General features: G+C 68.7%; 11 protein-coding genes. 5 read left to right on the forward strand and 6 right to left on the reverse strand.

Features of this window, described 5'->3' with window-relative positions:
- Positions 1-2 precede the first annotated feature (2 nt).
- Positions 3-998 carry a biotin synthase BioB gene (gene bioB / locus ABQE89_RS10650; protein ID WP_448416290.1) on the reverse strand — a complete coding sequence of 332 codons (996 nt, stop codon included), beginning with the start codon at positions 996-998 and terminating at the stop codon, positions 3-5.
- A gap of 47 nt (positions 999-1045) precedes the next feature.
- Here bioB and ABQE89_RS10655 point away from each other — a divergent pair, with 47 nt between their 5' ends.
- The gene (locus ABQE89_RS10655; RefSeq protein WP_448416291.1) at positions 1046-1624 is read left to right on the forward strand and encodes a TetR family transcriptional regulator; all 579 of its coding nucleotides are present in this window, start codon (positions 1046-1048) and stop codon (positions 1622-1624) included.
- A gap of 25 nt (positions 1625-1649) precedes the next feature.
- Here ABQE89_RS10655 and ABQE89_RS10660 read toward each other — a convergent pair whose 3' ends face one another.
- From ABQE89_RS10660 to ABQE89_RS10675, 4 genes are all read right to left on the reverse strand, one after another.
- Positions 1650-2159 (reverse strand): 2'-5' RNA ligase family protein, encoded by a 510-nt coding sequence (locus tag ABQE89_RS10660; protein WP_448416292.1) that lies wholly within the window; start codon positions 2157-2159, stop codon positions 1650-1652.
- Positions 2159-2827, reverse strand: a complete 669-nt coding sequence (bioD, locus tag ABQE89_RS10665; protein ID WP_448416293.1) for a dethiobiotin synthase — start codon at positions 2825-2827, stop codon at positions 2159-2161. Before bioD ends, ABQE89_RS10660 begins: the two co-directional genes overlap by 1 nt.
- Positions 2824-3966 (reverse strand): 8-amino-7-oxononanoate synthase, encoded by a 1143-nt coding sequence (locus ABQE89_RS10670; protein ID WP_448416294.1) that lies wholly within the window; start codon positions 3964-3966, stop codon positions 2824-2826. The genes bioD and ABQE89_RS10670 overlap by 4 nt, the downstream gene beginning before the upstream one ends.
- Positions 3967-4100: 134 nt before the next feature.
- On the reverse strand, positions 4101-5405 hold the full coding sequence (locus tag ABQE89_RS10675) for an adenosylmethionine--8-amino-7-oxononanoate transaminase (RefSeq protein WP_448416295.1): 1305 nt from the start codon (positions 5403-5405) through the stop codon (positions 4101-4103).
- 22 nt (positions 5406-5427) lie between these two features.
- On the opposite strand from ABQE89_RS10675, the gene ABQE89_RS10680 reads away from it, so the two are divergent.
- From ABQE89_RS10680 to treZ, 4 genes are read left to right on the forward strand one after another with little or no spacing between them, the layout of a single operon-like run.
- Entirely contained in the window at positions 5428-7617 is a 2190-nt protein-coding gene (locus tag ABQE89_RS10680; protein ID WP_448416296.1) for an acetyltransferase SucT, read from the forward strand.
- Complete coding sequence (gene glgX, locus ABQE89_RS10685) at positions 7617-9779, forward strand: glycogen debranching protein GlgX (protein ID WP_448416297.1); 2163 nt, start codon at positions 7617-7619, stop codon at positions 9777-9779. Before ABQE89_RS10680 ends, glgX begins: the two co-directional genes overlap by 1 nt.
- 3 nt (positions 9780-9782) lie before the next feature.
- Positions 9783-12110, forward strand: coding sequence for a malto-oligosyltrehalose synthase (gene treY / locus ABQE89_RS10690; protein ID WP_448416298.1), 2328 nt, complete (start codon positions 9783-9785; stop codon positions 12108-12110).
- Positions 12103-13833: a malto-oligosyltrehalose trehalohydrolase gene (gene treZ, locus ABQE89_RS10695; RefSeq protein WP_448416299.1), complete on the forward strand. Its 1731-nt coding sequence runs from the start codon at positions 12103-12105 to the stop codon at positions 13831-13833. Before treY ends, treZ begins: the two co-directional genes overlap by 8 nt.
- On the opposite strand, the gene ilvA is transcribed toward treZ, so the two are convergent.
- Entirely contained in the window at positions 13821-15101 is a 1281-nt protein-coding gene (gene ilvA, locus ABQE89_RS10700; RefSeq protein WP_448416300.1) for a threonine ammonia-lyase IlvA, read from the reverse strand. The genes treZ and ilvA overlap by 13 nt on opposite strands.
- Positions 15102-15111 lie beyond the last annotated feature (10 nt).

The following is a 15111-nucleotide window of genomic DNA, read 5'->3' on the forward strand; positions in this document are numbered from 1 at the left end:
TTCTACAGGCTGGCGTTGAGCGCCTTGATGGGCATCTGCAGATCGTCGAGCAGTTCCAGGTCGGACTCGGCCGGCCGGCCCAGTGTGGTCAGGTAGTTGCCGACGATCACGGCGTTGATGCCGCCGAGGATGCCCTTCTTGGCGCCCAGATCGCCGAGCGTGATCTCGCGGCCCCCGGCGAAGCGCAGCATGGTGCGGGGCAACGCCAGCCGAAACGCGGCGACCGCCTTGAGGGCCTCGGCGGCCGGAAGCACCTCGAGGTCACCGAACGGTGTGCCCGGCCGCGGGTTGAGGAAGTTCAGCGGCACCTCGTGCGGGTCGAGTTCGGCGAGGTTGGCGGCGAATTCGGCCCGCTGCTCGAGGGTTTCGCCCATACCGAGGATGCCGCCGCAGCAGACCTCCATGCCGGCGTCGCGAACCATCTCCAACGTGCCCCAGCGCTCTTCCCAGGTGTGGGTGGTCACGACGTTGGTGAAGAACGAGCGGGCGGTCTCCAGGTTGTGGTTGTAGCGGTGCACGCCCATCTCGGCGAGCTGGTCCACCTGCTCCTGGGTGAGCATGCCCAGCGAGCACGCGATCTGGATGTCGACCTCGTTGCGGATCGCCTCGATGCCGGCCGCGACCTGAGCCAGCAGTCGCTCGTCGGGCCCACGCACGGCGGCGACGATGCAGAACTCCGTCGCGCCGGTCTTGGCGGTCTGCTTGGCCGCCTCCACCAGGCTCGGGACGTCCAGCCATGCGCTGCGCACCGGCGAGGCGAAAAGCCCGGACTGCGAACAGAAGTGACAGTCCTCGGGGCAGCCGCCGGTCTTGAGGCTGATGATCCCCTCGACCTCGACATCGGGGCCGCACCAGCGCATCCGCACCTCGTGGGCCAGGGCGAGCAGGTCGTCGAGGCGGTCGTCGGGCAGTTGCAGCACCCGCAGCGTCTGGTCCTGGTCGAGGCCCTCGCCGCGCTCGAGTACCTGCTCGCGCGCCTCTGCGAGTATGTCGCTCACGAATTCACCTCTCGTCACTTGAACGGTGTTCAGGTTAGGGTACGGGCGTGCAGCTGACCAAACGCGACGTGGTCGACGCAGCGGCGTCACTTCTGGACAACTACGGCATCGCCGACCTGACCATGCGGCGGCTGGCCCGTGAGCTCGAGGTCTCCCCCGGCGCGCTGTACTGGCATTTCGCCAACAAGCAGGAGTTGCTCGGTGCGGTCGCCGACCGGATTCTCGACGGCGTGCCGGCCGCGACGGGCATCGTCGAGGTGTGCACCGGGCTGCGGGACGCCCTGCTGTCGCACACCGACGGTGCCGAGCTGGTGTCGGCCAGCTTCGCCGCGGGCCAATCGCAGGCGATGACGCGGATTCTGGCCTCGCTTGCCGGCGCGGCGGCCGACGCCGGCCTCGCGGTGGAGCAGGCCGAACTAGCGGCCCGCACCGTCGTCTACTACGTGTTGGGCTTCACCGTCGACGAACAGTCGCGGCTGCAGTGGGACGCCGCCGGGGCCGCCATCGCCTCGCCGGGCGTGTTGACCGACGACGCCGGAGCGAGGTTCGCGTTCGGCGTCAACCTGCTCGTCAACGGCATCACCACCAACGCCCAAACGGACATTTGGGCGGAAAAGGTCGAGTAGCGGCCGCCGAAACGTCGATCTCGCGTCAGCCGATCGGGTACTCGCGTTTGGTGGCGCCGTCCCAGCGGCGCAGCCCGACCACGACGCCCTCGATCTCCGCCGGTGTCCCCGCAATCCGCACGGCGCGGCCCATCTGGGCGGGAGTCACCCGTCGCGCGAGCGTCACGTGGGCAGTCCACCGGCCCGGCAGCGCGGTGGCCATCGGGCCGGGGTGCAGATGCGGCAGGCACAGCCGGTGCACCTCGGCGTGCAGGTCCAACAGTGCGGCCGTCGGCACCACCAACCGCGCCAGCACCGCCTTGGCCCGGCCGAAGAACAGCGGCGCGCCGATCCGGACGGGCGTCGGCAACCCGGCCGTCAGCGGCGCGAGCAGGTCGTCCACCTCGGCGTCGATGCGTTCGGCCACCGTGAGCGTCGTGTGCGGTCTGCCGGCGGACGCCTGGCCGGCAATGCCCGCGTCGCGCAACTGGTCCCACACGTCGCGGATCGTCGTCTCGATGTCCTGGTCGAAGACCAACTCCACGGAGTGGACCATCACACCAGTGTGGCAACCCAGGCCGGCTCGAACGCCGACGCGCTGATCGCCTCGAACTCGGCGGCCGTCATCGTGCCCGCCCCGGCGGGTAGCACCGCCCGCAGCGGGGCCATCTCGGCCAATGCTTCGCGGTTGCCTGCCTCTGCGGGTCCGGCGTCCGGCGGCCAGGCCCCGATCACCAGCCCGGCACACGAAACCCCCTGCACAGCAAGGGATTCCAGCGTCAACGCGGTGTGGTTCAAGGTGCCCAGACCGGCGGAGACGACCACCAGCACGGGTGCCGCCAGGTCGGCGGCGACGTCGCGCAGCGTCGCCCCACCTGCACCGATGTCGACCAGCAGCCCGCCGGCGCCTTCGACCAACACCAGCTCGGCGCTGACCGCACGCACCGACGCCACCAGTTCCGCTCGGGTGGGCAGCGCCAGGCCGGCCCGCTGTGCGGACGCCACCGGCGCCAACGGCTCGGGATAGCGCCACCCGCCGGACAGCGCCTCGACTCCGGACAACCTCCGGACATCCGCGAGGTCGTCGTCCTGCGGGCTCCCGGTCTGCACGGGTTTGCACACCGCCACGTCGACGCCCGCGAGTCGCGCATGGCAGGCCAGCGCGGCGGTGGCCACCGTCTTTCCGACGCCGGTGTCGGTCCCGGTGACGACCAGAACGCTCACGCGCGGGCGGAGACCACTTCGGTGAGCACCTCGGCTGCCATCGCCATGTCGGCGTCCGAGAGGGAGGCTCGCGCGGTCAACCGCAACCGGGACGTCCCGGCGGGGACGGTGGGCGGGCGGAAGCAGCCGACCCGCACCCCCCGCTCCAGGCACCCGACGGCGGCGGCCAGCGCGACCTCGGGCTCGCCGAGGATCACCGACACCACCGCGGATTCCGGTCGGCCGGCGGCGTCACAGACCGACGCGAGCTCTCTCGCGCGGTCCAGCACCGCCTGCGCGCGCCACGGCTCGGCGAGCAACACCTTCAAGGCCGCCCACGCCGAACCGACCGCCGCTGGCGCCAGGCCGGTGTCGAAGATGAACGGCCGTGCGGCGTCGACGAGGTGGTCGCGCACCGCGTCGGGTCCGAGCACGACGCCGCCCTGGCTACCCAGCGCCTTGGACAGCGTGGTCGTCACCACCACGTCGGGCGCCCCGGCCAGGCCGACCTCGTGCACCAATCCACGTCCGCCTGCGCCCCGCACCCCCAGCCCGTGTGCCTCGTCGACGACGAGCAGCGCGCGGTGCCGCCGGCACACCTCGTGCAGATCGGTCAGCGGGGCCAGCACGCCGTCGGCGGAGAACACCGAGTCCGTCACCACCACGGCGCGCTCCTCGGCGCGTCCGGCCAGGGCGGCCTCGACGGCGGCGACGTCGCGGTGCGGGGTGACGACCACCCGGGCGCGCGACAACCTGCAGGCGTCAACCAGAGACGCGTGGGTGAGCGCATCGGACACCAACAGCGCCCCGACCCCGGTGAGCGAGACCACCGCGCCGAGGTTGGCGGTGTAGCCCGACGAGAACACCAGCGCCGACTGCGCGCCGAAGAAGTCCGCCAGCGCACGCTCGAAACCCTCGTGGAGTTCGGTGTTTCCGGTCACCAACCGGGACCCGGTGGACCCGGCGCCCCAGGTGCGCAGCGCGGCCACCCCCGCGTCGATCACCTCCGGGTGCTGCGACAGGCCCAGATAGTCGTTGGAGGCCAGGTCCAGTTCGGCGCCAACGGGCGGTCGGGCGCGCAGCGTGCGACGCAATCCGGCCGCGCGGCGCTGCTGCTCGACCTCGTCGAGCCACGCCAGCGGCGACAGGCCTGTGCGCACGCGGAGCCTCCTGTGATGAACCGACAATTGAACACTGTTCAGGTTAGGGCACCGGCTTGGCGAGAGCGCAACCACGTACGGTTTCGGGGCTCGAAAACGTACCAGCGTGAGCGCTCGGCACACAGAAGCGAGCGCTATGCCAGGGCACGGGCGACGGCGACCATCCCGGAGGTGATCTGGGCGACCTCGGCGGGCGTGCAGATGTAGGGCGGCATCGCGTAGACGAGGTTGCGAAACGGCCGCAGCCACACGCCGTGGTCGAGCGCGACGGGCGTGGCCACCCGCAGGTCCACGGGCTGCTCCATCTCGATGACGCCGATCGCGCCGAGCACCCGCACGTCGGCCACCCCGGGCAGCGCTGCGGCCTCGGCGAGACCGTCGCGCAGGCCCGCTTCGATCGTGCGCACCGAGGCCCGCCAATCCCCGCCCAGCAACAGTTCCACCGAGGCCACCGAGACCGCGCAGGCCAGCGCGTTGGCCATGAACGTCGGCCCGTGCATCAACGCGCCCGGGTCGTGCGAGCTGATGGTGTCCGCGATCTCGCGCGTACACAGCGTGGCGGCCAGCGTGAGGTATCCGCCGGTGAGCGCCTTGCCCACGCACATGATGTCGGGGCTGACGCCGACGTGGTCGGCGGCGAACAGCTCGCCGGTGCGACCGAAGCCGGTGGCGATCTCGTCGAAGATCAGCAGCACGCCGTTGCGGGTGCAGATGTCACGCAGGTCGACCAGATACCGCGGATCGTGAAACCGCATACCGCCTGCGCCCTGCACCACCGGTTCGACGATGACGGCGGCCACCTCGTCGACGTGGTCGACCAGCAGTCGCTCGAACGCCTCGACGTAGGCCGGGTCGTAGGACGACGGCACCGGCGGGGCGAACACCTGACGGGCCAGAACATCCGTCCACAGCTCGTGCATGCCGCCGTCGGGGTCGCACACGCTCATCGGGGTGAAGGTGTCGCCGTGGTAGCCGCCGCGCCAGGTCATCAGCCGGTGCCTGGCGCCGCGGCCGAGGCTGCGCTGATACTGCAGCGCCATCTTGACCGCGACCTCGACCGACACCGACCCGGAGTCGCTGAAGAACACGGTGTCGAGCCCGTCGGGTGTGTGTTCGACGAGCAGCTGCGCGAGGCGTGCCGCGGGTTCGTGGGTGAGCCCGCCGAACATCACATGGTTCATCGTCGCGAGCTGATCGGTGATCGCGGCGTCCAGCACCGGATGGCCGTGGCCGTGGACGGCCGTCCACCACGACGCCATCGCGTCGAGCACCTCGATCTCGGCGCCGTCGCGGCTGAGCGTGAGCCAGGCGCCGTGGGCGCCCAGCGCCACCACCGGAGCCGGCGCCTGTCGGTCCTTCGTGCTGCCGATGGTGCTGTAGGGATGCCAGAGGTGAGCGGCATCGATCGCGCTGATCTCGGCGGGCGTCATAGCGGCCACCTTCGGTAGATTATCGGGCGTCATGTTGCCCCAGGCTTCTCCCCGGTCGGCGTCTCACACCGTGCCGCAACCCGTCTCAGGCGCCGCGAAGGCGTCGGCGGGTGCGCGCGCGACGGGCGCCTACCGCCACGACCTGGACGGATTGCGCGGTGTGGCGATCGCCCTGGTCGCGCTGTTCCACGTGTGGTTCGGCCGGGTTTCGGGCGGCGTCGACGTCTTTTTGGCGCTGTCGGGGTTCTTTTTCGGCGGGCGCCTGCTGCGCAGCGCGCTGACCCCGGGCGCGTCGCTGTCACCGGTGCCCGAAATCACCCGCCTGGTCCGCCGCCTGCTGCCCGCGCTGGTGGTGGTGCTCGCCGGCGCCGCGGTGCTGACGATCCTGATTCAGCCGCAGACCCGGTGGGAGACGTTCGCCAACCAGAGCCTGGCGAGCCTGGGCTACTTCCAGAACTGGGAGCTGGCGAGCACCGCGTCGGACTACCTGCGCGCCGGCGAGGCTGTCAGCCCGCTGCAACACATCTGGTCGATGTCGGTGCAGGGGCAGTTCTACCTGGCGTTCTTGGCGCTGATCTTCGGGTTCGCCTACCTGTTTCGCCGGTTCCTGCGCTCACATCTGCGGGTGGCGTTCATCGTGCTGCTCAGCGCGCTGACGATCGCCTCGTTCAGCTACGCCATCCACGCCCACAACGCCGATCAGGCCACCGCCTACTACAACAGCTTCGCGCGCGCCTGGGAGTTGCTGCTGGGCGCACTGATCGGCGCGCTGGTGCCCTACGTGCGCTGGCCGATGTGGTTGCGCACCACGGTCGCGGTGGCCGCGCTGGCCGCGATCCTCGGCTGCGGCGCGCTGATCGACGGCGTGCACGAGTTCCCGGGCCCGTGGGCCCTGGTCCCGGTGGGCGCGACGATCCTGTTCATCCTGTCGGCGGCCAACCGGGTCGGCGACCCGCACATGGCCGGGCGCCCGCTGCCCGCGCCGAACCGGCTGCTGGCCACCGCCCCGTTCATCTCGCTCGGCGCCATGGCCTATTCGCTGTATCTGTGGCACTGGCCGCTGCTGATCTTCTGGCTGTCCTACACCGGGCATTCGCGCGCAGGCTTCCTCGAGGGCGCCGCCATTCTGCTGGTGTCCGGGGTGCTGGCCTGGCTCACCACCAGATACGTAGAGAACCCGCTGCGCTACCGCAGCCCGGCCACCGCCGCGTCGATCGCGCCCACCGTGCCGCTGCGCGTCAGGCTGCGCAGGCCCACCATCGCCTTGGGCTCGACGGTCGCGCTGCTGGGTGTGGCGTTGACAGCGACGTCGTTCACCTGGCGTGAGCACGTCACCGTCGAGCGCGCGAACGGCAACGAATTGGCGGGCCTGTCCAGCCACGACTATCCGGGCGCCCGTGCGCTCGTCGAAAAGGCCAGGGTGCCGAAGCTGCCGATGCGCCCGACCGTGCTGGAGGCCAAGAAGGACCTGCCGCAGACCACCCACGACGGCTGCATCAGCACCTTCGACAACGTCGACATCATCAACTGCACCTACGGCAACGAGTCCTCGCAGCGCACCATCGCGCTGGCGGGCGGTTCGCATGCCGAGCACTGGATCACCGCGCTGGACCTGCTCGGCCGCGCCCACGACTTCAAGGTGGTCACCTATCTGAAGATGGGCTGCCCACTGACCACCGAGAAACTTCCCCGGGTGATGGGCGACAACCGCCCGTATCCGAAGTGTCGCGAGTGGAACAAGCTGGTGATGGACCGGCTGATCGAGGACCGGCCCGACTACGTGTTCACCACCTCCACCCGGCCCTGGAACATCAAGCCAGGCGATGTGATGCCGGCGAACTACATTGGCATCTGGGAGAAGTTGTCCGACAACGACATTCCGATTCTGGCGATGCGTGACACGCCGTGGCTGGTGCGCGACGGCGAACCGTACTTCCCGGCCGACTGCATCGCCGAGGGTGGCAACGCCGTGTCCTGCGGAGTCAAACGCTCCGACGTGCTCTCCGCGCGCAACCCCACGCTCGACTTCGTCAAGCGCTTCCCACTGCTCAAGCCCCTCGACATGACCGAGGCGGTATGCCGTGCGGACATCTGCCGGGCGGTGGAGGGAAACGTGTTGCTGTACCACGACGCTCACCACATCTCGACCACCTACATGCGCACCATGACGACCGAACTCGGACGTCAGATCGCCGCCGCCACCGGCTGGTGGATTGACTGATGTCGTCGGCCGAGCACGGCCCCGCCCAACGTGAAGTCCCCACCGTTTGGCCGGGCGAGCCCTATCCCCTCGGTGCCACCTACGACGGCGCGGGTACCAACTTCTCGTTGTTCTCCGAGATCGCCGAGAAGGTCGAACTGTGCCTGATCGACACCGACGGCGGCGAGCAACGGATCGACCTCGACGAGGTCGACGGCTACGTCTGGCACTGCTATCTGCCCGCGATCTCGCCGGGGCAGCGCTACGGGTACCGGGTGCACGGGCCGTGGGAACCGGCCGAGGGGCACCGCTGCGACTCCAGCAAGCTGCTGCTGGACCCCTACGGCAAGTCCTTCCACGGCGACTTCCGCTTCGGCCAGGCGCTGTACTCCTACGACCTGCAGGCCGACGACCCGGCGTCCGGCGGCGAACCGCCCCGAGTGGACTCGTTGGGCCACACCATGACCAGCGTGGTGATCAACCCGTTCTTCCAGTGGGGTTCGGATCGCCCGCCGCGCAACCCCTATCACGAGACCGTGATCTACGAAGCCCACGTCAAGGGCATGACCCAGACCCATCCGGCCATTCCCGAGGAACTGCGGGGCACCTACGCCGGGCTGTGCCATCCGGTGATCATCGACCACCTCAAGTCGCTGAATGTGACCGCCATCGAACTCATGCCGGTGCATCAGTTCCTGCACGACCACCGGCTCCTCGACCTGGGACTGCGGAATTACTGGGGCTACAACACCTTCGGCTTCTTCGCGCCGCACCACGAGTACGCCGCGGCCACCCACGCCGGCGGCGCGGTCGCCGAGTTCAAAAACATGGTCCGGTCGTTTCACGAGGCCGGCATCGAGGTCATCCTCGACGTGGTCTACAACCACACCGCCGAAGGTAACCACCTCGGCCCCACCCTGAACTTCCGCGGCATCGACAACGCCGCCTACTACCGCCTGCTCGACGAGGACAAGCGTTACTACAAGGACTTCACCGGCACCGGCAACAGCCTCAACGCCCGTCACCCGCACACGCTGCAGCTGATCATGGACTCGCTGCGTTACTGGGTGCTGGAGATGCACGTCGACGGTTTCCGCTTCGACCTCGCCGCGACGCTGGCCCGGGAGTTCTACGACGTGGACCGGTTGAGTGCGTTCTTCGATCTGGTGCAACAGGACCCGGTGGTCAGCCAGGTCAAGCTGATCGCCGAACCGTGGGACATCGGTGAGGGCGGCTACCAGGTCGGCAACTTTCCAGGTTTGTGGACCGAGTGGAACGGGAAATATCGCGACACTGTGCGTGACTACTGGCGGGGCGAGCCCGCGACCCTCGGCGAGTTCGCCTCCCGACTGACCGGATCCTCCGACCTCTACGAAGCGACCGGCCGGCGGCCGTCGGCCAGCATCAACTTCGTCACCTGCCACGACGGCTTCACCCTCAATGATCTGGTGTCCTACAACGAAAAGCACAATGAGGCCAACGGCGAGGACAACCGCGACGGCGAGAGCCACAACCGGTCGTGGAACTGTGGTGTCGAGGGTCCGACCGACGACCAGGAGATCCTGGCGCTGCGCGCCAAGCAGATGCGCAACATCATGGGCACGCTGATGCTCTCGCAGGGCACGCCGATGATCAGCCACGGCGACGAGATCGGCCGCACCCAGCACGGCAACAACAACGTGTACTGCCAGGACTCCGAGATCTCCTGGATGGACTGGTCGCTGTGCGAGACCAACGCCGACCTGCTGGCCTTCAGCAGAAGGGCCACGCAGCTTCGCAGTGATCACCCGGTGTTCCGCAGGAGACGGTTCTTCGAAGGCAAGCCGATCCGAACCGGCGACCAGGTGCGCGATATCGCGTGGCTGACCCCGGCCGGCGAGGAGATGACGCTGGAGGACTGGAACACCGGCCTCGGCAAGTGCGTGGCGGTGTTCCTCAACGGCGAGGCCATCTCCGCGCCCAACGCACGCGGTGAACGCGTCATCGACGATTCGTTCCTGTTGTGTTTCAACGCCCACGACCAACCGCAGGACTTCGTCGCGCCCGCCGGTGGCTATGCCACGCAGTGGACCGCGGCCCTGGACACCGCCGACCCCACCGGCGCGGCCGACCTGGTGGTCGACGCGGGCGAGAAGGTGTCGCTGCAGGCGCGGTCGCTTCTGGTCCTGCGTAAGACTGCCTGAACCATGGCGTCTCAAGTCCTTTCGACCTACCGGCTGCAGCTGCGCGGTGACTGCTTCACCTTCGCGGATGCCGAGCGCCAGGTCGACTACCTCGCCGATCTCGGGGTGTCACACCTGTACCTGTCGCCGATCCTGACCGCCGCCCAGGGCTCGACGCACGGCTACGACGTCACCGACCCCACCACCGTCTCGGCGGCACTGGGCGGGCCCGCGGGCCTGGCGCGGTTGTCGGAGGCGGCCCGCGCCCGCGGTATGGGCCTGATCGTTGATATCGTGCCCAATCACGTCGGTGTGGAGCGGCCCGAACAGAATCCGTGGTGGTGGGACGTCCTCAAGCACGGCAGGGACTCCCCCTACAGTTCCTATTTCGATATCGACTGGGATCTCGACGAGGGCCGAATCGTGTTGCCGGTGTTGGGTTCCGACGACGACATCGCCGCTCTCGTCGTCGACGACTCCTCCGATGACCCGGTGTTGCGGTTGGGCGACCTGTGCTACCCGATCGCGCCGGGAACCGGTGACGGCACGGGCGCCCAGGTGCACGACCGGCAGCACTACCGCCTCGTCGGGTGGCGTGCCGGGGCGAGCGAAGCGACGGGGGCACTGGCGGGCGTCTGCGGATATCGCCGGTTCTTCTCGATCACCTCGCTGGCCGGGCTGCGCCAGGAGGACCGCACCGTGTTCGACGCCACCCACGACGAGGTCAAACGCTGGTTCACCGAAGGCCTCGTCGACGGCGTGCGCATCGACCATCCCGACGGCTTGTCGGACCCCGCGGGCTATCTGACCTGGCTGCGCGAACTCGTCGGCCCGGACGCCTGGATCGTGGTGGAGAAGATCCTCGCCGTCGACGAACCGTTGGATCCCTCGCTGCCCGTGGCGGGCACCACCGGCTACGACGCGCTGCGCGAAATCGGCGGCGTCTTCGTCGATCCCACCGGCGAGCAGGCGTTGACCGACCTGTTCGACTCCACCGGAGTGCCGTACAGCTCGATGCCGGATCTCGCGCGAATCCTCAAGGCCGAGGCCGTTGCCGAGACGTTGGCCAGCGAGTCGGCCCGGTTGCGACGCGCCATCGCCGGCGCCACCGGCACAGATCACGACGATCTGCCCGCCGCGATCGCCGCCCTGCTCAGCCGCGTCGGCGTCTACCGATCCGACTACCGGTCGCTGTCTGCGGTGCTGCCCGCGGCGTTCGCCGAAACCGCGTCCGCCGTACCGGATCTGGCCGCGCCGCTGGTCCTCATCGCCACGGCGCTCGCGGTGAGTCCCGAAGCCGGGGTCCGGCTACAACAGTTGTGCGGGGCGGCGACCGCGAAGTCGATGGAGGACTGCCTGTTCTACCGCGACGCACGGTTGGTGTCGCTCAACGAGGTCGGTTGCGAACCGCGCCACTTCGGGGTCAGCCTCGCGGAGTTCCATCAGAGGGCCGCGGTGCGCGCACAGCTGTGGCCGGCCGCGATGGTCGGCCTGACCACCCACGACACCAAGCGCGGCGAGGATGTCCGGGCCCGAATCGGGGTGCTCTCCCAGGTGCCGTCGTTGTGGGCGCAACTGGTCGGCAAGTGGACGCTGCGCACACCACCTCCCGACGCGCGCACCGGACTCTTTCTGTGGCAGAACCTTTTCGGCGTATGGCCCGCCGACGGCGAGGTCACCGACGCTCTGCGACAGCGCATACATGACTACTCCGAGAAGGCGATGCGCGAAGCCGCTGTCCACACCTGCTGGCACGATCCCGACGACGACTTCGAGACCGCGGTGCACACGTGGCTCGACGCGGTGTTCGACGGGCCGGTCGGCGCGGAGATGACGTCGCTAGTGGCCCGGTTGGACCTGCACGCACGCAGCGACTCGCTCGGCCAGAAGTTGATCGCCCTGACCGCTCCGGGTGTGCCCGACATCTACCAAGGCACCGAACTGTTCGAGGACAGCCTGGTCGACCCGGACAACCGGCGTGCGGTCGACTACGGCGTGCGCCGAGAGGCGCTGAAGACGCTGCGCCATCCCAAGGTTCGGGTGGTGGCTGCCGCGCTGCGGCTGCGCCGGAACCGGCCGGACTGCTTCACCGCGGGACACTACACGCCAGTGCTGGCCGACGGGTCGGCCGCCGGGCATCTGGTGGCGTTCCTGCGTGGCGACGACGTGCTGACCGCGGTGACCCGGCACACCGTGACGCTGTCCGAGACCGGGTGGGGCGACACCAGCCTGACACTGCCCGACGGCACGTGGGTCGACCGCATCGGCGGCACCACGTTGCGCGGCACCGTGCCGGCCGGGGAGTTGTTCGCCGACATGCCCGTCGCCTTGCTGGAGCGCGCCGATGCCTGAGTTCGCGGTATGGGCGCCCGTTCCCGAGCGGGTCCAGGTCGACGTAGACGGCGCGCTACACGAGATGACCCGCGACGAAAACGGGTGGTGGCGCGCCGATGTCGATGCCCGATCCGATGCCCGCTACGGCTTCGTCCTCGACGACGACCCCACCGTGCTGCCCGACCCCCGCTCGGCTCGCCAACCCGACGGTGTGCACGGACGTTCTGCGCTGTGGCGCCTCGACCCGGCGGCCTGGACCGACACCGACTGGGCGGGCCGGTCGATCGACGGTCGGGTGATCTACGAGCTGCATGTCGGGACGTTCACGGCGGCCGGCACCTTCGACGCGGCGATCGAGAAGCTGGACTACCTGGTCGATCTCGGAGTCGACTTCGTCGAGTTGATGCCGGTCAACGCGTTCGGCGGCACCCACGGCTGGGGCTACGACGGGGTGTTGTGGTACGCGGTGCACGAGCCCTACGGCGGGCCCGACGGTCTGGTCAGGTTCATCGACGCGTGTCACCGCCGGAAGCTCGGTGTGCTGATCGATGCGGTTTTCAACCACCTCGGCCCGTCCGGAAACTACCTGCCGCGATTCGGGCCCTATCTGTCCTCGGGCAGCAATCCGTGGGGCGAGTCGATCAACATCGCTGATGCCGACGCCGACGAGGTGCGCCGCCACATCATCGACTGTGCGCTGCGCTGGATGCGCGATTTCCACGCCGACGGTCTGCGCCTAGATGCCGTGCACGCACTCGTCGACACCACCGCCATCCACATCCTCGAGGAGCTGTCGGCCGAAACCGACGCGCTCGCCGAAGAACTGGGCAGACCGCTGGCGCTGATCGCCGAGAGCGACCTCAACGATCCACGGCTGATCACCCCGCGTGAGCGCGGTGGCTACGGGATGACTGCTCAGTGGGACGACGACATCCACCACGCCATCCATTCCGCGGTCTCCGGTGAGCGCCAGGGCTATTACGCCGATTTCGGGTCCATCCAAGCCCTCGCGCAGACGCTGAGGCACGGCTACTACCATGCCGGCACCTACTCGTCGTTCCGGCACCGACGTCACGGCCGTCCATTGGACACCTCGACCATTCCCGCGTCGCGGCTACTGGCCTACACGCTGACCCACGATCAGGTGGGCAACCGTGCCGTCGGCGACCGGCCGTCGCAGAACCTGACCTTCGGCCAGTTGGCGGTCAAGGCCGCACTGGTACTCGGGTCACCGTACACCGCAATGCTTTTCATGGGCGAAGAGTGGGGTTCGTCGTCGCCGTTTCAGTTCTTCAGCTCGCATCCGGAGCCGGAACTGGCCAGGGCGACCGCCGAGGGACGCAAACGAGAGTTCGCCGAGCACGGTTGGGACGCCGACGAGATCCCCGATCCGCAGGACCCGGCCACCTTCGAGCGTTCGAAGTTGAACTGGGACGAGGTCGACGACGGCGATCACGCCCGGTTACGCCGCACCTACGAGAAGCTGATCGCGTTGCGACACAGCGAGCCCGACCTTGCCGACCCCTGGCTGGACAATCTCAGAATCGACTTCGACGAGGAAGCCAGATGGCTTGTCATGCATCGCGGCGCGGTGGCCGTCGCATGCAACCTCGGCGCCGAAGCCGTCGCGGTCCCAGTCGCAGGCAACGTGGTGGTGGCCTGGGGCGAACCCACGCTCCAGGCCGATTCCACTGTGCTGGAAGGGCATTCGTTCGCGATAGTCCGCGCTCAGAGTAGGTAGCGGTACGCCGGCGAGCCCGGCTCCAGGGTCTCGACGTGGATGTCGGAAGCCTTCATCCGCTCCAGCAGGCCCTCGAGGTCGGCGGCCGAACCGAGTTCGATGCCCACCAGGGCCTCCCCGGTTTCGCGGTTGTTGCGCTTGACGTACTCGAACAACGTGATGTCGTCGTTGGGGCCGAGCACCGTGTCGAGGAAGCGCCGCAGCGCGCCGGGCTCCTGCGGGAAGTCGACCAGGAAGTAGTGCTTGAGCCCCAGGTGGACCAGTGAGCGCTCGACCACCTCGTTGTACCGGGAGACGTCGTTGTTACCGCCCGAGATCAGGCACACCACAGTCGATTCCGGCTCGATGCCGGCTTCCATCAAGGCCGCCACCGACAGGGCGCCTGCGGGTTCGGCGATGATGCCCTCGTTCTGGTACAGGTCGAGCATCGCGGTACACACCGCGCCCTCGTCGACGGTGGTCATCGACACCATGTCACCGGCGGCCGCCAGCGCGGCATACGTCAGTGTTCCGGCCCGGTTCACCGCCGCCCCGTCGACGAACTGGTCGACCTCGTCGAGGGTCACCGGCTCCCCGGCGGCCAGCGCGGCGATCATCGCCGCCGCGCCCGCAGGTTCCACCCCCAGCACCGAGGTGTTCGACGTCCGTTCGGCCAGATACGTGGTGATCCCGGCGATGCATCCACCCCCGCCGACCGGCACGATCACCATGTCGGGCTCCTCCTCGAGTTGGTCGAGGATCTCCGCGGCGATCGTGCCCTGGCCTGCCATGGTGCGCGGATCGTCGTAGGGCGGCACGAACGTCGCACCCGTTCGGGCCACGTCTTCGAGCGCCGCGGCCGCGGCCTCGTCGTAGGTCTTGCCGACCGCGATCAGCTCGATGAACTCCCGACCGTGGTACCGAATGCGGTCGCGCTTCTGCTTCGGCGTCTTGGCCGGGATGTACACCCGACCGTGGATACCCATCGACCGGCATGCCATCGCGAAGCCCTGCGCGTGGTTGCCCGCCGACGAACACACCACACCGGCGGCGATCTCGTCGGGACCGAGTTGCATCAGCAGGTTGTGCGCGCCGCGCAGTTTGTAGGATCGGACGGGTTGCTGGTCCTCGCGCTTGAGGTAGACGGTGGCGCCGGTGGCCTCCGACAACCGCTCGCTGAACTGCAGCGGACTGCGCAGCACCACGCCGGAAATTCGCTGAGCGGCCTCGTCGATGTCGGCCGCGGAAAGCGGCGACGTGCGAGTGGTCGGGCTCAGTTCAACGGACACCGATCAATGG

Source organism: Mycolicibacterium sp. XJ1819 (assembly GCF_053483675.1).